The organism is Ruegeria sp. CE6 (assembly GCF_056537485.1).
Genome location: NZ_JBQFRR010000001.1, coordinates 1 through 17,768 on the forward strand (window position 1 = coordinate 1; position 17,768 = coordinate 17,768).

A 17,768-nucleotide genomic window follows, 5' to 3' on the forward strand; every position below is an offset into this window, starting at 1 on the left:
GCGCAGCGTGCTCAGATCCGGCTTCATCACATAATCGCCATAGCCCCGCTCCCAACTGGTCGACGCATACCCATCCGGCGTCCCCATCTCGAGATCCGTCGCCAGCAGATAATTGCAGCAATGCGTCTCTTCCCACGCTCCCGCAACAAAATGACCCGCATGAAACCGCTTCCCCATCAAACGGCCCTGCATGTCAACCAGACAAACCAATACCGTATCAATCTCGCCAGACGAAACCTCAGCCTTCAAATGCTCAAATGTCAGCATGCAATACCTCTGTGATATGCGAGAATTTTCGACGAAAATTCTTTGTCCCTGTAACGACCGGCCCGCGAAAGAACGGGCCGGTCCAGTGTTTTATCCGTAACGATAGGGCCGCCCGGCCTTGAGCATTTCAGCGTTGTAGCGCTTGAAGATATCCACGACCTTTGCCTTGGTCTCGGATTCCGCAGCAATTTCGTCCCAGAACTTAACAGCAGCTTCTTCAACCGTCGCCCACTCTTCATCCGGGATGGTCGTCAATTGCATCTTGGTACCGTTAACCCGCAGGTTGGCCTCGCCGCCCCAATACCACCACTGGCGGTAGTAGTGCGACTGGTCACAGCAGACCTTGAACAGAGTTTGCAGATCTTCCGGCAGCTCGTTCCAGCGATCCATATTGGCAAAGAAGTGGCCGGCCCAGGCCCCCGAAATGTTGTTGGTTAGGAAGTAGTTAGTCACATCCGCCCAACCCACGGTGTAGTCTTCGGTGATGCCCGACCAGGCAATACCGTCCAACTCGCCGGTTTGAACTGCAACTTCGATGTCTTCCCACGGCAGCGTGACGGGAACAACGCCAAACTGGCTGAGGAACCGGCCTGCTGTCGGGAAGGTGAAGATGCGTTTGCCCTTCATATCCTCCAGCGAATTGATCGGATCCTTGGTCGCAAAGTGACACGGATCCCACGCGCCGGCGCTGATGTGTTTAACGCCAACCTTGGAATACTCTTCGTCCCAGATTTCGTTCAAGCCCCACTGGTTGAACAGCACCGGTACGTCCAGCGAATAGCGCGAAGCGAACGGGAAGTAGCCGCCGAAAACAGTGACTTCGGTGGGCGAGGCCATCGAGTCATCATCCGATTGAACCGCGTCGATGGTTCCCTTCTGCATAGCGCGGAACAGCTCTCCGGTCGGGACCAGTTGATCGGCGTAAAACAGCTCGATCTGCATACGGTCACCGGCGATCTGGTTGAACATCTTGATAGCCGGGTCGATCACATGCTCGGCCAGTGCAGGACCGGCATAGGTCTGCATCCGCCATGTGATCGTGCTTTGCGCCAGTGCAGGCGTTGCCAAAGGTGCCGCCGCAACCCCTACCCCCGCAGTTTTCAGAAACTTACGTCTTGTCGTCATGTCAATTTCCTCTCCGTTTAAGTTTGGGTGCCCGTGTGTCGGGCCTTCTGGTTAATTTCCGTAAACATACCCGGGCAGCCACAAGGCGATCTCGGGGAATATCATGATTATTGCGAGCGCCAGGATCATCACCCCGACAAAGGGCACGATTGAGCGGTAAATGTCCCGCAGGCTGATTTCTGGTGGAGCCATTGCGCGCATCAGGAACAGGTTGTAGCCGAAAGGCGGCGTCATATACGCGATCTGGGTGGTGATGGTGTAAAGTACACCGTACCAGATCAGATCGAAACCAAGCGCCCCCACGAGCGGCACATAGAGCGGCGCCACGATGACGAGCATTGCGGTATCGTCCAGGAACGTGCCCATGATGATAAAGCTGAGCTGCATCAGGATCAGGATCAGCCACGGTGACAGCCCCAACTGCTCGGTGAACAGGTTCTCGATGGCCTTGACCGCGCCCAGCCCGTCAAACACCGCGCCGAAGCCCAGCGCCGCAAGGATGATCCACATGAACATGCACGAGATGGCCAATGTTTGCTTGGTACAATCCTCGAAAATCTTCCACGTCATCCGACGTTTGAGGACTGACGCCACAAGCGCCGCCAACGCTCCGATGGCCGAACTTTCTACCAATGAGGTCCAACCATTCACGAACGGCAGCATCATCGCAGCGAAAATCATCAATGGCAGTGCCCCGGCCCAGAGCAGACGGAGTTTCTCGGACCTTGGGACCTCGTGCGCGTCTTCCATCGCTGGTCCCAGATGCGGCTGAAGCCGGCAACGAATCCAGATGTAGAGGATGAACAAAGACGCCATCAGCAGCCCCGGCACAATGCCTGCCAGCCAAAGTTGACCGACGGGTTGCCGCGCGATCATGGCATAAAGCACCAGAACTACCGAGGGCGGCACAAGAATGCCCAAGCTCGACCCGGCCTGAATGACCCCCGTCACCATGGTCTTGTCGTATCCGCGCCGCAGCAGTTCAGGCAGCGCAATCGTCGCCCCGATGGCCATACCTGCCACGCTGAGCCCGTTCATGGCCGAGACCAGCACCATCAGACCGATGGTGCCGATGGCAAGCCCACCGTTCACCGGCCCCATCCAGACGTGGAACATGCGATAGAGGTCATCGGCCAGACGACTTTCGCTCAGGACATAGCCCATGAAGATGAACATCGGCAGGGTCAGCAGCGGGTACCATTTCATCAGCTTCATCGCCGCCGAAAACGGAATGTCCTGCCCGCCTGTCCCCCAGAGCGCCAGTGCCGCAATGGCTGCGACGGCACCAATGGCACCAAAGACGCGCTGCCCGGTGAACAGCATCAGCATCATCGAAGCGAACATGAAGATTGCGATAAATTCCTGGCTCATGCCCGCGCTGCCCCGATCTCTTGCCCGTTGATCCGCGCAATGTCTTTGAAAAATTCTGATATCGCCTGCAGCAGCATCAGGAAGAAGCCGAAGACCATGATCGCCTTGACCGGCCAGATGTATGGCCGCCACGCGGTGGAGGATCGTTCAAGCCGTCCGACCTCTTCGCTGCCGGTCAGAAGGCCTGTGAAATAGGCGACAGGCTCATCACCCCAATAGCCCAGGCTGTACGCCGTGGATCCAAGCCCACCGTAGAACAGTACACCCAGATAAAGGATCAGCAGCAGCACCGTGAAGGCATCGAACCAGGCTTTCCGGCGATGGCTCCAATTATGGTAAAACAGATCCATCCGCACGTTCGAACCCAGTTGGATCGAATACGGCCCCCCCATGATGTAATAAGTCACCATCGCAAACTGCGCCATTTCTAGCGTCCAGAGCGAAGGCAGAAAGAAGGTCTTCGAGATCGAGGACCACAGCAGGATACCCATCATCACGAACAGGCCCCACATCATGACCCGCCCGATCCGGTAGTTCACCGCATCGACTACACGCACATATGCTGACATTGCCTTGATCATTCGCCCACCCCGCTACGGAACGGAGCAATGGTACGATTGATCCACGGGGCCAGACAATCGGCCATGACCCGCTGCTGCTCGGCTGTCTGAATCAGATCATTCCGGATCTCGATCATGACGTTCAACAATCCGTTGGGCGCTGCGTGAAGATCCAAAGTGTGCGCCACCCCGTCTGCCGCCGAATAGGGTTCGTTCAATCGAGTAACCAGGGGCAGCTCGTGCGCGGCGCTGGCCAACATCGCCTTGGCAAAGCGGGCGTCCTGGCCATGCAGCAAACCAAGCTCAACATCGCGCGGTGTTCCGCGGTATATCGGCGTGAAACTATGAACCGTCACCATGAGTTTTAGCGTGCGGTGATGACGGATCAGAACATCCTCTAGCCCTTGGCAAAACGGCACGTATACGCCTTCAATCCGCTGCTGACGCGCATTGGCGCTCAGTTCAAGGTTCGCCGGGATCGGTGTGTCTTCACTGCATTCCGGCATAGCATCGGGGGCTTCGGGAGGGCGGTTGCAGTCATAAACCAGCCTCGACACCCCGCCATGCACCAGCACGCCGTTCAACTGCTGGGCCAGTGCCTGTGCAACCGGCAGCGCGCCCGGGTCCCACGCGATATGGCTGCGCAGTGCCTCGGCACTTAGCCCCATGTCCCCCAGTCCGTCCGGGATACGATGCGAGGCGTGTTCGCACACCACCACAACCGAAGGCTCTTCCGGCGCGTCGTCGATGTGAACGACGGGACCGAAATCAGGCTGAGCAGAGGTGAGAGTGGCGCTACGTGATTCCATTTGGAAAAAATTCCACAGAGGTTCTTAACCTGTCAATAAATTTCCTGTATAAAATTCCCCAAGTCAGATTGCATTGTCAAATTTTCCACATAAACATGGGTAGAAAGGGAAAGGAGTATTCCGTGCGAGTGACAGAAAGGCTCCTTGCGCATCGCGAAATGATGACACCGACCGAGCGGCAGTTGGTCAACGTGCTGCTGGATGATTACCCCATGGCAGGGCTTGGCAGCATTACCGAGCTGGCCAGTATCGCCTCGGTTTCCACCGCCACGGTTGCGCGGATGCTTCAGAAAACCGGCTTTGATGGCTATCCGCAGTTTCAGTCCGCGATACGCAGCGAAGTGAAAGAGATGATCTCGGGGCCCGTCGCCAAACGGGATGTCTGGCAGAATGACTTACCTGAAGAACACATTCTCAACCGCTACTCCCGCCAAGCGCTTGAGAACCAGCGGCGTTCGATTGATGAGGTCGACCCGGATGAGTTTGACAGTTTCTGCCGTATGCTTTGCGATCCCAAACGGCGTGTTTTCATCACCGGCGGACGCATAACCGGGACCCTGGCGCAATATCTCTACCTCCACCTGCAGATGATCCGTCCTGATGTGAAGCTGCTGTCAGACGCAGCGTCGTGGACTCACGATCTGCTCGAAGTGCGCGAAGGCGACGTGCTGGTGGCCTTGGATGTGCGGCGTTATGAGAACACTACTTTGTTGATCGGGCAGCTTTGCCATGAACGCGGGGCCGAGGTTGTCCTGCTGACGGATCAATGGCGATCCCCCATCCACCGGCTGGCGAAACACACCTTTGCGGTAAGGATCGCAGCGCCTTCGGCCTGGGATTCCATGACTTCGCTAATGGTGCTATTGGAATGCGCCATTGCCGAAATGCAGGAACGTCTCTGGGACAGTGTCAAGCAGCGCACGGACGAGTTAGAGCAGGCCTTTGACCGGACGAAGCTGTTTCGCAAGTTCGGCCAAAGCTCGGGGTCCTGACGTCAGCTAGCGACGTTTCATAAGGTACAACTGCGCGTGAGCCCTGTTGTCAGATGCTGCGCAGACCGTACACTCCGGCGTATGACATTCATCGCTGAAAACCAACTACCTCTGCTGATACTGGCCTTTATGATCGGCCTGTTTGGCACAGGATTTCTGTTCCGCAAACCTGCAGGGCATCGGGCGTGGAAACTGGCGGATCTGGTCTGGGTCGTATTGGGTGGGATCGGTGCGCTGGTCGCCGTGTTGGCCGGGCTTTACACCTCGGACAGTTCGCGGCTGGACCGGCAGATCGACGTTGCTTATGCCGCCACGCTTGCATTCGACCGTGATGCCGCGCGGTTTCGGCTGAGGTTCTGTGACCCCGCTTACGACCCGGATACAGCTGTTTTGTGCGAAAAGGTAGAGTTTCTGTCCGCCTCAACCGCAAGCAATGCCGATTTACCGTTGTTCATCGCGGTTACGAACGAAGTAGCCCCGCTTCAAGGCCTGCATTTTCTATTCGGCCGCACGTCGAGTGATAACATGGATGAGGCCCGCGAGATGGCCGCGAAAGCGGATGCCTTCAGCATCGATCAATTTCTTGTCTTCACATCTCTGGACGATGATACACAAACCGCAATTGACAACATGCGGCGCAAGGTGCCTGCGATTGCCGGTGATTATCTGATCCTGGCCCAAAGCTATGACGATCTGATCGAACAGGTCGGCAAGCTCAAGGATGAATGGGAATATCTGCAGGCGAATGCGCATATTTTGGTACTGCAGATCATTGCCCTATGTCTGGTAAGCTTTGCTGCACCGTTCCGTCTGGGCAAATCCATCGTTGAACTGCGCACCGCCTTCAACGCCGATACGACTGCGCCAGCAGATGCGGATCAGCCCCCAGAAAGTACCGCGCCAGAGTCCAAAGGTTCCGCGCGCCCCGCCGAAACCAACCCTGACGGATATAGCGTTCCGCACTCGTAACCGCGTCCGCTTTCAACAGCACCGGGCGCGGCAACACGCGGATCAAGGCGACATCTTCCATCAGTGGCTGATCTGGGAATCCTCCGACAGAGTCATAATCCCTGCGGCGTACCAACAGCCCCTGATCGCCGTAGGGCAAACCAAACACTCTGCTACGCAGGTTGGCCCAACCGGCAACCCAGCGGGCACCAATCCCACTGACGCGAAACCGCAATCGGAAGGCTGCTGGTCTGTGCGAACGCAGATGCTCTGCCACGATGGCGCTCCAGCCTGACTGCAACTCGGTGTCGGCATGCAGGATTAGCAGCCAGTCGCCAGATGCTTTGGCACACCCCCTTTGCAACTGCCCTCCCCTTGACGCCGGGCCTGTTACGATCATGGCTCCGGCTTCATCCGCCATCTCAAGTGTTGGATCCTCTGAGCCGCCATCGGTCACGATTAACTCTCGGATCAGGCCTGAATGAAGCCCTTCCATCAAAGCCTGCAGCGTTCCCGGCAGGGAATGCCCCGCGTTAAGGGTCGGAATCACAATGCTGATCGGGGCGGACACGTCTGAAACCCTCTGGTCATGGCAGCGCGATTTCCTATATCACGAAGCCAGACGAATTGACGAGGATCAACCCATGTCCAATCGCCGCATTCTGCGCCTGACCGGCAACGATACTGATAGCTTTCTGCAGGGGCTGATCACAAATGACGTGCAGCGGCTGGACGACGGGCTGGTCTACGCCGCCCTTCTGACCCCGCAGGGCAAGTACCTGGCTGACTTCTTTCTCAAACGAGACGGTGAGTCGGTGCTGCTGGATGTGACCGAAGTGCTGGCCGACGGGCTTGCCAAACGACTGACGATGTACAAGCTGCGTGCAGATGTGACCATCGACCAGACCGACCTGAACGTACAACGCGGCACCGGCCCCGCGCCCGAAGGCGCCCTACCCGACCCGCGGCATCCTGATCTGGGATGGCGCGCTTATTCTACCGCTCCGGAAGGTGATGACGGTACGGACTGGGATGCTATCCGCGTCCGTCACTGTATCCCCGAAACCAGCATCGAACTGACGCCAGACAGCTATATTCTTGAGTCCGGGTTCGAGGCGCTGAATGGCTTGGACTTCAAGAAGGGCTGCTATGTCGGACAAGAGGTCACCGCGCGCATGAAGCACAAGACTGAGTTGCGCAAAGGTCTGCGCGTTGTCGAGATCGCGGGCACCGCTCCGGTCGGGACCGAGATTCACTCCAGTGGTAAACCCGCCGGGGTGTTGTTTACACAGTCTGGCGGAAAGGCGATCGCATACCTTCGGCTGGATCGCGCGGGGGACGAGATGCAGGCAGGTGGCGCGACGCTAAAACTGCCAGGTTGATTTTGTTGCTGAACCGGCACGCCCATTCTTTTGAAACTGTTTGCGTATTTGACGCGGCCGGGCCGCGCGGTATCACTGACTGCAATTGGCCTAACGGGATACGTGCATGTTTCGCCTCTATACCGCGATATGGCGTGTCAGCGCCGGACGGCAAATCATCCTTATTCTGCTGTCATTGGCGGTGGCTGCGCTGGCGGCTGCTCCGCTTGAGTTCCAGCGCGACATCGTCAATCACCTGACATCTGATAGCATCGAAGTGGATCGCCTGCTGTTGCTGGGCGCCGGGATGATGGGCGTCATCCTGTTGAGCCTTACGTTGAAATGGGTGCTCGGGTATCGCTCTGGAACGCTGGGCGAGGACATCATCCGACTGATCCGGGGACGGTTGCTTGCCCGATCAATCGATCTCAGCGAAGAGGGGCAAGACCTTCGTTCGGGCACGATGACAACGGCCGTATCTGCTGAGGCGGAAGAGCTGGGCAAGTTCGCAGGCGGTGCGTTTTCCGATCCTGTGGTGCAAATCGGCACATTGATCAGCGTAATCGGCTACATCTCTTCCACCCAACCGGGGCTGGGCTTGATCGCACTTTCCATGATCGTTCCGCAGATCATTATCGTTCTGGCCTCTCAGCGAAAAGTGAACATCTTCGTGGCCGAGCGTGTTCGAATCCTGCGCAGCGCGACCGACCGCTTGACGCACGAGGATATCGAGGCGGCATCGCGAGCGATTGAGAAACAGTTCGACGAGATATTCGAGACCCGCCGCAAGATGTTCATCTGGAAACTCTCGGCCAAGTTCCTGCTGAGTATCATCAATGGCGCAGGGACTGTTGGGATTCTGATGCTGGGCGGCTGGCTGGTGTTGCAGGGTAAAACCGATGTCGGCACCGTCGTGGCCGCGATAAGCGGTCTCGGACGCATTCAAGGCCCGACCGCTTTCTTGATCGCATTCTACCGACAGGTCAGCGCCAATCGCATCAAGTACGAACTGATGCTGGAGCTGTTTGGAGATCATCCCGAGCGCTATCGCATTCGGACCTAAAAAAGGGCCGCAGAGCGACCCTTTTGCACCGAACTATCGTCCGCTTACGCGCGCTCGGAATACTCCATGGTCTCGGTATTCACTACGATCATCTCATCCTGCCCGATAAAAGGCGGCACCATGACCTTGACGCCATTGTCCAGAACCGCTGGCTTAAACGAGTTCGCCGCAGTCTGACCCTTCACAACCGGCTCGGTCTCGACGATCTTGCAGGTCACTTTTTGGGGCAGCGTGGCGTTCAGCGCCTCGCTTTCGTAAAACTCCACAACGATAGTCATGCCGTCCTGCAGAAACGGGCGGCGCTCACCCAGCAGTTCCGAAGGTAGTTCGATCTGCTCGTAGGTCTCGGAATCCATGAACACCAGCATGCCATCGGATTCGTACAGGAACTGCTGATCCTTCTGCTCAAGGCGCACGCGTTCGACTTTGTCGGCCGAACGGAAGCGTTCGTTCAGCTTTGAGCCATTGCGCAGGTTGCGCAGCTCGACCTGGGCAAAAGCTCCGCCTTTGCCGGGCTTTACGTGATCCACTTTGACCGCCGCCCACAGTCCGTCATTATGCTCAAGCACATTGCCGGGGCGAATTTCGTTCCCATTTATCTTGGGCATGACTTAAATCCTTCACAAACGGTTGATGCGTCAGTTCTCGTCCCTATATCTGGCGTGACCACACCTGACAAGACAACGAAACCTAGTGCTGCACCTGCAGCGAGCCATGCAAATGACGCAACGCAACTATGCATTTTAGGTGTATCCGAATCGCATGTAATAGGTCATAAGGACCGTCACGCCGAAAATTGCAAGAGCAAGAAAAACAGGAAAGACGAGATGAGAGATTTCGTTGACGGCACTGCCTTTAACAACGAACAAGGCAATCGTGCACGCAAACTTTTCGCAGCCGTTGTACTGGCTGCTCTGGATGATGCCATCGCCGACGACAAGAAGTATGGCAACGGACCGGAACAAATTGCCCGTTGGGCGCGTTCGCGCGATGGGCGCGAAGTACTATCGTGCGCCGGCATCGACCCCAATGAGCGGGTTGTTGGCGGGCTGATGGAATTTGTTGGTCGCGGCGTACGGACGTCTGTCGCGCTGTCCCGCGAAGAAAGCGAGCGCCGGAATGCGGCTCAGCAGGCCGAAGCGGCCTGATTGACACTCGCATCCGATTGAAAAAACGCGCCCTGACATCGGGGCGCGTTTTTCTTTGGGCTGATTGGTCAGATCAAAAATACATGATCCATTGCCACGCCACCCAAAGCTCGGCCGCCAGTAACAGCGCAAAGAACAGTTTTGCCGAAACCGACAGACCGCGCTGCCAAAGCACCACGTAGGCGGCAATGCAAATCGTCACTGAGATCGGCGCGATCCAAGCCGCATGATGTGTGCTGTCCCAATAGCTGATCGGACTGTGAAAGACCCATGAACTGATCGGCCAGAACTGTGGTCGGCCATCGCCTGCGTGCAATAAGAAATCCATCACCAAATGAAGTATCCCTGCGGATGCGCCAATAGTCACCAGGTGCCAGCGGCGCCACAGCCCGAGTGCAAGTGCCACTCCCCACAAAATGAACGAGTTATCGATGGCGAATACGGTTTGCCACGCGGGTGAAAAGTAAAGCTGATCAAACACCACCTGTGCCGGGATGTTCAGAATGTGCAGCGAAACGCCGGCCATCAGGTATAGCGACAAATCCGGCAACAAGGACCCAAACAGAGCTGCCCATAGCGTCGCGCCCCGGGCCGGGCGCGCAAAAACAGCAGCACCGATCAAAAGATGCGCAGGCGTATTCATATGGGGCTTTTCCTTTGGCCTTAAATCAGGTCATCTGCGCCCGAGCATAGGAGACAGGCCATGGCGCGGTCCATCATGATTCAAGGCACCGGCAGCAATGTCGGCAAATCGGTTTTGGTGGCCGGGTTGGCCCGCGCCTATACGCGACGCGGGTTGCGCGTGGCTCCGTTCAAGCCGCAGAACATGTCGAACAACGCCGCTGTTACGGAAAACGGCGGCGAAATCGGGCGCGCGCAAGCCCTGCAGGCGCGGGCGGCCAAACGACCGACGCATACGGATATGAACCCAATCCTGCTCAAACCCGAAACTGATACCGGCGCGCAGATCATTCTTCAGGGCCAGCGCGCAGGTACAATGAAGGCGGGCGATTATCGCAAGGACAAGTCTAAGCTGCTGGGTGCGGCTCTGGAAAGCTTTGAAAGGCTTTGCAGCGACGCTGATCTGGTGTTGATCGAAGGCGCGGGTAGTCCGGCAGAAACTAACCTGCGCAAGGGTGACATCGCCAATATGGGATTTGCTTGTGCCGCACAGGTTCCGGTGGTTCTGGTGGGCGACATTCATCGGGGTGGCGTGATCGCTCAGATCGTGGGGACGCAAGCCGTCTTGGAGGCCGGGGACCTTGCGATGATCCGGGGTTTTGCCATCAACCGCTTCAAGGGCGATGTCTCCCTGTTCGATGAAGGGCGCGACGATATCGCATCCCGGACCGGCTGGCCCTGTATGGGCGTGGTGCCCTGGTTCCATGATGCATGGAAGCTGCCGGCAGAAGACATGATGGACATCCGCTCTCATACCGGAGGGGCATGCAAGATCGCTGTGCCTCAGCTTGAGCGGATGGCCAATTTCGACGATCTCGACCCGCTTTCCGCCGAACCGGGCGTTACGGTCGAGATCATCCCAGCAGGCCGTCCCCTGCCCGGAGATGCCGATCTGGTGCTGTTGCCGGGCAGTAAGTCTACAATCGGCGATCTGGCCTATTTCCGGGCGCAGGGTTGGGATATCGACCTTTATGCCCATGTCCGCCGCGGGGGTCATGTTCTGGGCCTGTGCGGGGGTTATCAGATGCTGGGCAAAACCATCTCGGACCCCGATGGCGTCGATGGACGCCCCGGTCAGGTCGAAGGGCTGGGATTGCTGGATGTCAGCACGACAATGGCCGGAGAAAAGCAGGTTATCCTGCGCTCAGCAACCGCCCTGCCCGGTCATGAACCCGTCAGCGGATATGAGATCCACATGGGCCGTACTGATGGCCCGGATTGCGCTCGGGCCTGGCTGCAGATCGAAGGTCGCCCGGAAGGTGCCGCCAGCGCCAATGGGCGCATACGCGGCAGCTATCTGCATGGGATTTTCACCTCGGACACGTTTCGCGCCAGCTATCTGGCAGAGCTGGGCGTGACATCGGAAACAGCTTACGAAGACGGCGTCGAACAAGTGCTGGACGACCTTGCCGACCATCTGGAACAGCATATGGATCTGGATCTGCTTCTCGCGATGGCGCAGACGCCACGCACCATTTAGACCTCAGTCAACATCCGCTGCGGCGATCGCCCGCGTGATCTCACGCCGAACCATCTTGCGCAGGTTTTTCGTGATCCGTTCGCCCAGCGCGCCCTGCAGCTCTTCCCGGACGATCTGGGCGACGAGTTCGCGCAATTCCTCTTCTCCGATTGTCACATCGGTCGGCTTCTGTGCCATATCTTCCACCACCTCCGGGTCGCGAATAAATGTGGCTTCGGATTTTGGTTCAGCCGCCTGAGACTGCGCAAAAGCTCTGTCTGCCGGCCATTCAACAGCCTGCGTCTTGGTGCCAGAGTAGTCGTCATCGCTCTCGCCATCAGGCTCCCACTGATCCTCGGTGCGCGCGATAGCAGCTTCCAAAGCTTCAATCTTGGCGCTGAGGCTTCCCGCTAGGTCGCGCTTTGGTGCGTCTGCCTTGGCGTCGACATCACCAGCGCGCACAATATCGCTGGGTTGCAGCCGCATCGGTTCGGCAGGGTTGCTTGGCGCATTTGCGGCCTGCTTTGGGGTACTGTCACCCGCGCTGTGCTGGGGCATCAGTTTCAAGGGCGCGGCCTTCTTGGCGATCAGCGGTTCATTGCTGACGCGCAGCGCATCCGTTAAAACTAACCGGCCCGGCTTGGCAGCCGGGGCCGTCGGAACAAAGATGAATTCTGATTCGTCATGCGCGTCCTCGTCGACCATTCGCTTAACCGACGAAAGAACGTCCTGAATATTGGCGCTTACAACACGATCTGACATTATTTTCTACCGCTCTAACCTAGGCCCGATTGTAGCCAATCTGAGCCAGCGCCACAACAGGTAGCGATGCCCTTTAGTCGCGGCGCAATGCCTTGAGCACTCGATCCAGATCGCGGCTTTGCTTACTGACCTGCGACGGCGCCTTTTTCACGAGGTTGTAATACAGGGTCGGATCATAGATCTGCACTGCAAGGCCCAAACGCTCTGCCGTCAACAGCCCCTGGGCTTGCAGCAGTTCATATGCGGCCCGCGACCGCTCGGTCCGGGATGCTACCTCGGCCAATTGCGCGTCCAGCAAATCCTGCTGGGCATTCAGGACGTCCAAGGTCGTCCGTGCACCCAACGTTGCTTCTTCACGAATACCGTCAAACGCCACCTGCGAAGCACGAACCCGTTCTGTTGACGCCCGCAGGCTTGCAGTTGCCGCCTGAAACGCAGCATAGCGATCGGCAACACCTTGTGTGATGTCTTTCTGAACGTTCAGAAGGTTGGCACGCGACGCATCACGAGTTGCCATCGCACGACGCACCGCTGCCGCCAGACCGCCACCGGAATAGATCGGCTGATTGAAGTTCAGTGAGATCGTCGCATCGTTGATGTAATCGTCATTGTCGTAGCTCTCGGTAATGCCCGCATCCGCATTCAAGCTGACATTCGGACCCAGATTTGCACGCTGCTGCTGCACGATCAGGTCCAGCGCACGCACCTGATGCTGTGCGGAAAGAATCGCAGGGTGGTTACGCTGAGCCAAATTCACCGCATCCGCCTCTGAACGCGGCAGGTTGGGCAGCCTTGGCTGGCCAGCCGTCCGCCCAGGTGTCTTGCCAACGGCGTTTACGTATTCAGCCTGAGCAATGCTCAGGTTACCACGTGCGACCGCCAAATCAGCCTGAGAGCTGGCCAATTGTGCCTCGGACAGGGCAACGTCTGTACGTGTAACCTCACCTACTTCAAAGCGATCCTGCGATGCGCGCAGTTCTTCCGCCGACACTTCCACGTTGTTCTGGCGGATCGCAACCGTCTCTTCCTGCAGCAGAACACCCAGATAGGCGTTCGCGGCTCTGATCAGGATTTGTTGTTCAATATCAATAAGAGACTGACGGGTGGATAGCACAGTTTCCTGCGCCGATTGCTTGCCAAGGATGGAAGCGCCACCGTCATAGATCAACTGGCTCAGCGTGAGACCGGAAAAAAAGCTCGAGGGTTCGCGCGTCGTGATCAAGCTGCTCGTATTGGTGCGCGTGTAATCCCGGCTCACCCGCACGGTCCAGTTGATGATCGGACGCAGCGCTGAGAGCGCAATGGCGACATCTTCATCCGCTGCGCGTAACAAGGCACGGTTCTGCTCAAGCAGGCCGCTGGTGTTATACGCGCCGATGAATGCATCGGTCAGATTATCTGCCCAAACCGACCTTCCGGGCATCACACTTAATGCAACACCAGCAGCCAAAGTCAGGCCTTTGACCAGCTTTCCTGTCGTCGTCCCGCGCATAACTAAGTCCTCTCAAATCGAAATTACGCAACCACCAGCGCAGTTTGCGCCGGTGTTTTCAAGTAATCAAGGCATCAAAATACTTCTATTGCCAACTATAGCGAAAATGCACACTCAGCGCAAAATGCGGGCAAAATCGGTGCGCTAGCATTGAATGCAAATCGCCACGAGACACGGCCTGAGGACTTGAGCCCCATACGAACCGTGCCAAGATCACCCTCCATGAACAGGCAAATGATCCGGCCCCCATCCTTGAGTTGATCCAGCAAAGTGTCTGAAAGCTGCTCGACCCCACCCTGAATCATGATCACATCGTAGGGTCCATGCTCAACCGCGCCTTGTTCAAGCGGTCCTTCATGAACAATGGCGTTGTCTACATCAGCTTCCATCAGAAGCGTCTGAGCTTCAGCCGCCAATGCCGGGTCGGATTCCACTGCCACAACCAACTCTGCCATTCGCGCGGCAATTGCGGTTGAGTAACCCAGCCCCGGCGCGATATCCAGCACCACTTCATCATTGGAAATGTTGACTGCGTCCAACATCTTAGCCAACGTCCTGGGTTCAAGCAGACAACGTCCATCACCCAACTCGACCAGATCACCAACATATGCTGCCTCACGTTGCGCATCCGGCACGAAATTTTCGCGCGCAACGCTCAGCATCGCATCAATGATAGGGAACTTGGTCACATCCGAGGGCCTGACCTGAGTATCAACCATCGTAAGGCGCCGGGCTGCGAAATCTGTCATGTGATCGCTCATTCCTCATCAGACTGTTATCTGGCTTTTGCCACATCCGCCTGCCTGCAGCAACGGGCCAGATTGCATTTCCGGGCGCGGCAAAAACGTACCATTGGGGTATTGTCAAATTTCCAAACAAGACAGAAATAATCGCCCTCAAGGCTATGGACGTTCATCCTGAAAGCTGATAGAACGCCCCCCACACCACGGCAAGTTATTGATATTGCTTAAAAAGGCGAGTTGGCGGAGTGGTGACGCAGCGGATTGCAAATCCGTGTACACCGGTTCGATTCCGGTACTCGCCTCCAAGATTCATATTCAAACCATTGTTTTTAATAAACTTTTTGAAAAGGGGGCCACTCAAATTTGCCACCTACCCACCCAACCAAAGTGCAACAGAGCTACTTGTCTCGAATTCTAACACTTAACACGGCGTTAGTAGAGTATATGGTCGTCTATGTAGATTATTTATTTCAAATAGTTGAAGCATGTGAAGACGGAGCACTATCTCAGCATTAGCGCGGTCATTGCGCGAACAATCAGGAATAACTAGATCCAGAAGTCTTGGAATTCCGACCCGAAATCATAACCCAGCATCGGCTTGCGCGCTTCCAAGAGAGCCAACATTCGACTTCAACCAAAACCGACCGGTTTCAGCCCGAAGCCGCTTTACACGGGCAGGTCATTTTACTGTCGCACATCTCGTCAGATCGAACCTTCTCAGCCACCCCACACTCGCAAAATGTCAGGTTCATTTCATTGAACAAAACCGAAATTCTACCAACTCCTTGAGCGATTAAACATAATTTCGTGCTTCAGGCGCGCATCTTGATGGAGCCAACTGAAGACTCGAAGATCGGTTGCGACTGATCTTTAGTTGAAATGTGGCCGCGGCTTTTTGAGCACACGCAGCTTTGAGCCAGATGAACATCATGCAGTTTGTTATCGCAACCAACGACATTACAGGCAGCGTCCTCACCCAATTCAATTACACTGGCACCAGGCCTAAGCAGCGCTAATCACGGGATCCACATTCCGCATCGTAAGTGTTTCGAGTTGGTATCTGCGATGGTCTCCGCCTCAACACGAGGATTGATATCGGAGGAGGAATGGGCGTGTTTTGAACGATTCACCCCGTCCCTCGGCGCCAGAATGAGGGCGAAACTCCCAACCACCATCTAGGCCTTGGTGGGATTTTCTGGGTTGCGCAGGAAAGTGCTAGGAGGGGGAACTTGCTGCAACTTTTCGGCGCTTGGTCGATAGCTCCGACGCTGGAGGCTGGAGGAGTTTATTGCTGCCCGGAACTAGGTTAACGCGGCGTCGGACTCCCTGCAATTGACTTGCAGTAAGGTGGTGCTCCTCACAATTCAGAGGACACCAAACGGGAAACTGCAACAAAGGCCTTGGCCGTTTGCGCATTGGTTATACGTCTAATATCCACCGCCTCGTCAAAACTGCATGGCTGCGTATGAGGACCGGGATCGCTCTGAGACCGACGTCGGACAATATCGACTTTGAACCGGTAACGCTGAAAACCATCCCAAGGCGAGCGCTCTTTCTTCAGATCGGTGTTATGGTGCTGGCAAAATTCCCAAAACCTCCGAAAAGCGTACTGTTCTGCCAGACATAGCAACTCTGAATCCCTAAAAGATACGCGTCGGTATGGTTCGATCAATCTGTTGCACTCAAAGAGCTTAGTCAAACGGCACCACAACAAATCCAAGAACGCCCTTCGTGCGGAAGTTAGCTACAACAAACCGGCAGAAAGCTTCCTCAGCGTAATCGGCATCGTCTCGGTCAGCTTTTGGCTTGGGCATAATTCAACAAGTCCCAGCACGATCAGAAAAAAGACTTTCAAAACTATCGAAAACCTCTGATAAGATCTAGAGCCGATACTTCCCGTGGTTGCTTTGACCTTGACTACTTTTCCCTTGGTCTTTGACGGGCATAACGATGTTTTGTCAAAGCTATATTCGTCTGGAGGTCCTGAGGAAGCACGCCGCTTTCTCACCGGACTTGAAGGTGCGATTGACCTCAGCAAGTGCATGGATGGTGGCTTTGGCGGAGGTTTTTTTGCGGTCTGGGTTCCCTCGCCCATGGATGTCGATGTGAAGATGGAGGAGATGGTCCGGCCAAGTTATGACCTTCCGCTTCCGGACCTGATCAATGTTGAAGACGCGTTGCAGCCTGCTTTGGGCCAAATCGCGGTGCTGTTCGAGTTGGAGCGCCTTGACGCTTTGCGCGTAGTTCGGTCCGCCTCAGATATTCGCGATTGCATGGACCAGCGCAAAATTGCGGCTATATTTCATGTTGAAGGGGCCGAAGCGATCGACGCCGATCTGCATGCGCTTGACGTTTTTCACGCTGCAGGTCTACGATCAATCGGCCCGGTTTGGAGCCGACCAAACATTTTTGGCCACGGGGTTCCCTTTCGGTATCCATCGGGGCCGGATACCGGTGCGGGACTGACCGATCACGGCCTCAGGCTTGTCCGGCGTTGCAATGCGCTTGGCATTATGCTGGACCTGTCTCATCTGAACGAAAAGGGGTTTTGGGACGTCGCAAGGCATTCGAACGCACCGCTGGTCGCGACGCATTCGAATGCCCACACCATCTGTCCGCACGCACGCAACCTGACAGACGACCAGCTTCGCACGATTGCGGAAAGTGATGGCATGGTCGGGCTGAACTTTGCTTCCGCGTTCTTGCGCGAAGACGGGCGCATGTTGCCCGACGTGCCTTTGACGCAGGTTCTCAGACACCTTGATCACCTGATCGCAATAATGGGCGAAGATCGCGTCGGGCTCGGTTCGGATTATGACGGGGCGGTGGTGCCCGACGAAATTACCGATGTCTCGATGCTACCCAATCTAAGAGATGCCATGGTGACCCATGGATACGGCGAAGAGCTCATTAAGAAGCTCTGCCATGGAAACTGGTTACGCGTACTTGAGAAGACCTGGGGATCGTAACCGTTAGTATAAGGCTTA

The 17,768-nt window shown here is 56.3% G+C and carries 16 protein-coding genes, 1 tRNA gene and 1 pseudogene; 7 read left to right on the forward strand and 11 right to left on the reverse strand.

Going from position 1 to position 17,768, the window contains the following annotated elements; genetic code table 11:
• The 5 genes and pseudogenes from ACR0DK_RS00005 to ACR0DK_RS00025 form a co-directional block, all read right to left on the reverse strand.
• Positions 1 to 267 (reverse strand): annotated as a pseudogene (locus ACR0DK_RS00005) (glutamine synthetase); the annotation flags it as partial.
• A gap of 90 nt (positions 268 to 357) precedes the next feature.
• Positions 358 to 1,392: a TRAP transporter substrate-binding protein gene (locus tag ACR0DK_RS00010; protein WP_170391784.1), complete on the reverse strand. Its 1,035-nt coding sequence runs from the start codon at positions 1,390 to 1,392 to the stop codon at positions 358 to 360.
• A 51-nt stretch (positions 1,393 to 1,443) separates the two neighbouring features.
• Positions 1,444 to 2,763, reverse strand: a complete 1,320-nt coding sequence (locus tag ACR0DK_RS00015) for a TRAP transporter large permease (protein WP_170391787.1) — start codon at positions 2,761 to 2,763, stop codon at positions 1,444 to 1,446.
• Complete coding sequence (locus tag ACR0DK_RS00020) at positions 2,760 to 3,344, reverse strand: TRAP transporter small permease subunit (protein WP_170420973.1); 585 nt, start codon at positions 3,342 to 3,344, stop codon at positions 2,760 to 2,762. Before ACR0DK_RS00020 ends, ACR0DK_RS00015 begins: the two co-directional genes overlap by 4 nt.
• The gene (locus tag ACR0DK_RS00025; protein WP_480734447.1) at positions 3,341 to 4,132 is read right to left on the reverse strand and encodes an N-formylglutamate amidohydrolase; all 792 of its coding nucleotides are present in this window, start codon (positions 4,130 to 4,132) and stop codon (positions 3,341 to 3,343) included. Before ACR0DK_RS00025 ends, ACR0DK_RS00020 begins: the two co-directional genes overlap by 4 nt.
• A gap of 128 nt (positions 4,133 to 4,260) precedes the next feature.
• On the opposite strand from ACR0DK_RS00025, the gene ACR0DK_RS00030 reads away from it, so the two are divergent.
• Entirely contained in the window at positions 4,261 to 5,124 is an 864-nt protein-coding gene (locus ACR0DK_RS00030) for a MurR/RpiR family transcriptional regulator (RefSeq protein ID WP_480734448.1), read from the forward strand.
• An 844-nt stretch (positions 5,125 to 5,968) separates the two neighbouring features.
• Here ACR0DK_RS00030 and ACR0DK_RS00035 read toward each other — a convergent pair.
• Entirely contained in the window at positions 5,969 to 6,643 is a 675-nt protein-coding gene (locus tag ACR0DK_RS00035) for a TIGR04283 family arsenosugar biosynthesis glycosyltransferase (protein ID WP_480734449.1), read from the reverse strand.
• A 73-nt stretch (positions 6,644 to 6,716) separates the two neighbouring features.
• On the opposite strand from ACR0DK_RS00035, the gene ygfZ reads away from it, so the two are divergent.
• Together ygfZ and ACR0DK_RS00045 are read left to right on the forward strand one after the other, a co-directional pair.
• Complete coding sequence (gene ygfZ / locus ACR0DK_RS00040; protein WP_223116732.1) at positions 6,717 to 7,454, forward strand: CAF17-like 4Fe-4S cluster assembly/insertion protein YgfZ; 738 nt, start codon at positions 6,717 to 6,719, stop codon at positions 7,452 to 7,454.
• 106 nt (positions 7,455 to 7,560) lie between these two features.
• The gene (locus ACR0DK_RS00045) at positions 7,561 to 8,496 is read left to right on the forward strand and encodes an ABC transporter transmembrane domain-containing protein (RefSeq protein WP_170594898.1); all 936 of its coding nucleotides are present in this window, start codon (positions 7,561 to 7,563) and stop codon (positions 8,494 to 8,496) included.
• Positions 8,497 to 8,540: 44 nt separating this feature from the next.
• On the opposite strand, the gene efp is transcribed toward ACR0DK_RS00045, so the two are convergent.
• A complete protein-coding gene (gene efp, locus ACR0DK_RS00050) occupies positions 8,541 to 9,104 on the reverse strand; it encodes an elongation factor P (protein WP_170391801.1) in 564 nt (187 codons plus the stop codon).
• A 219-nt stretch (positions 9,105 to 9,323) separates the two neighbouring features.
• Here efp and ACR0DK_RS00055 point away from each other — a divergent pair, with 219 nt between their 5' ends.
• Entirely contained in the window at positions 9,324 to 9,644 is a 321-nt protein-coding gene (locus ACR0DK_RS00055; RefSeq protein WP_008757056.1) for a DUF6280 family protein, read from the forward strand.
• A 73-nt stretch (positions 9,645 to 9,717) separates the two neighbouring features.
• On the opposite strand, the gene ACR0DK_RS00060 is transcribed toward ACR0DK_RS00055, so the two are convergent.
• Positions 9,718 to 10,287, reverse strand: a complete 570-nt coding sequence (locus ACR0DK_RS00060; protein ID WP_480591694.1) for a cobalamin biosynthesis protein CobQ — start codon at positions 10,285 to 10,287, stop codon at positions 9,718 to 9,720.
• Positions 10,288 to 10,347: 60 nt separating this feature from the next.
• On the opposite strand from ACR0DK_RS00060, the gene ACR0DK_RS00065 reads away from it, so the two are divergent.
• Positions 10,348 to 11,805 carry a cobyric acid synthase gene (locus ACR0DK_RS00065; RefSeq protein ID WP_170625349.1) on the forward strand — a complete coding sequence of 486 codons (1,458 nt, stop codon included), beginning with the start codon at positions 10,348 to 10,350 and terminating at the stop codon, positions 11,803 to 11,805.
• 3 nt (positions 11,806 to 11,808) lie between these two features.
• Here the strand turns inward: ACR0DK_RS00065 and ACR0DK_RS00070 are convergent, their stop codons facing one another.
• The 3 genes from ACR0DK_RS00070 to ACR0DK_RS00080 all read right to left on the reverse strand — a co-directional run bounded on the left by ACR0DK_RS00070 (position 11,809) and on the right by ACR0DK_RS00080 (position 14,787).
• Positions 11,809 to 12,546 carry a hypothetical protein gene (locus tag ACR0DK_RS00070; protein ID WP_170391807.1) on the reverse strand — a complete coding sequence of 246 codons (738 nt, stop codon included), beginning with the start codon at positions 12,544 to 12,546 and terminating at the stop codon, positions 11,809 to 11,811.
• Positions 12,547 to 12,619: 73 nt separating this feature from the next.
• Entirely contained in the window at positions 12,620 to 14,038 is a 1,419-nt protein-coding gene (locus tag ACR0DK_RS00075; protein WP_170391809.1) for a TolC family outer membrane protein, read from the reverse strand.
• A 95-nt stretch (positions 14,039 to 14,133) separates the two neighbouring features.
• Positions 14,134 to 14,787: a protein-L-isoaspartate O-methyltransferase family protein gene (locus ACR0DK_RS00080; protein WP_170401191.1), complete on the reverse strand. Its 654-nt coding sequence runs from the start codon at positions 14,785 to 14,787 to the stop codon at positions 14,134 to 14,136.
• A gap of 225 nt (positions 14,788 to 15,012) precedes the next feature.
• Between ACR0DK_RS00080 and ACR0DK_RS00085 the strand changes: the two genes are divergently transcribed.
• A tRNA-Cys gene (locus ACR0DK_RS00085) sits at positions 15,013 to 15,086 on the forward strand.
• Positions 15,087 to 16,694: 1,608 nt separating this feature from the next.
• On the forward strand, positions 16,695 to 17,750 hold the full coding sequence (locus ACR0DK_RS00090) for a dipeptidase (RefSeq protein WP_480734450.1): 1,056 nt from the start codon (positions 16,695 to 16,697) through the stop codon (positions 17,748 to 17,750).
• Positions 17,751 to 17,768 lie beyond the last annotated feature (18 nt).

Excerpts from the sequence above, each read along its gene's own strand:
- ACR0DK_RS00075 (WP_170391809.1), bottom strand. The coding sequence starts at position 14,038 with ATGCGCGGGACGACGACAGGAAAGCTGGTCAAAGGCCTGACTTTGGCT.
- ACR0DK_RS00025 (WP_480734447.1), bottom strand. The coding sequence starts at position 4,132 with ATGGAATCACGTAGCGCCACTCTCACCTCTGCTCAGCCTGATTTCGGT.
- ACR0DK_RS00080 (WP_170401191.1), bottom strand. The coding sequence starts at position 14,787 with ATGACAGATTTCGCAGCCCGGCGCCTTACGATGGTTGATACTCAGGTC.
- efp (WP_170391801.1), bottom strand. The coding sequence starts at position 9,104 with ATGCCCAAGATAAATGGGAACGAAATTCGCCCCGGCAATGTGCTTGAG.
- ACR0DK_RS00070 (WP_170391807.1), bottom strand. The coding sequence starts at position 12,546 with ATGTCAGATCGTGTTGTAAGCGCCAATATTCAGGACGTTCTTTCGTCG.
- ACR0DK_RS00065 (WP_170625349.1), top strand. The coding sequence starts at position 10,348 with ATGGCGCGGTCCATCATGATTCAAGGCACCGGCAGCAATGTCGGCAAA.
- ygfZ (WP_223116732.1), top strand. The coding sequence starts at position 6,717 with ATGTCCAATCGCCGCATTCTGCGCCTGACCGGCAACGATACTGATAGC.
- ACR0DK_RS00045 (WP_170594898.1), top strand. The coding sequence starts at position 7,561 with ATGTTTCGCCTCTATACCGCGATATGGCGTGTCAGCGCCGGACGGCAA.
- ACR0DK_RS00015 (WP_170391787.1), bottom strand. The coding sequence starts at position 2,763 with ATGAGCCAGGAATTTATCGCAATCTTCATGTTCGCTTCGATGATGCTG.
- ACR0DK_RS00060 (WP_480591694.1), bottom strand. The coding sequence starts at position 10,287 with ATGAATACGCCTGCGCATCTTTTGATCGGTGCTGCTGTTTTTGCGCGC.
- ACR0DK_RS00020 (WP_170420973.1), bottom strand. The coding sequence starts at position 3,344 with ATGATCAAGGCAATGTCAGCATATGTGCGTGTAGTCGATGCGGTGAAC.
- ACR0DK_RS00055 (WP_008757056.1), top strand. The coding sequence starts at position 9,324 with ATGAGAGATTTCGTTGACGGCACTGCCTTTAACAACGAACAAGGCAAT.
- ACR0DK_RS00010 (WP_170391784.1), bottom strand. The coding sequence starts at position 1,392 with ATGACGACAAGACGTAAGTTTCTGAAAACTGCGGGGGTAGGGGTTGCG.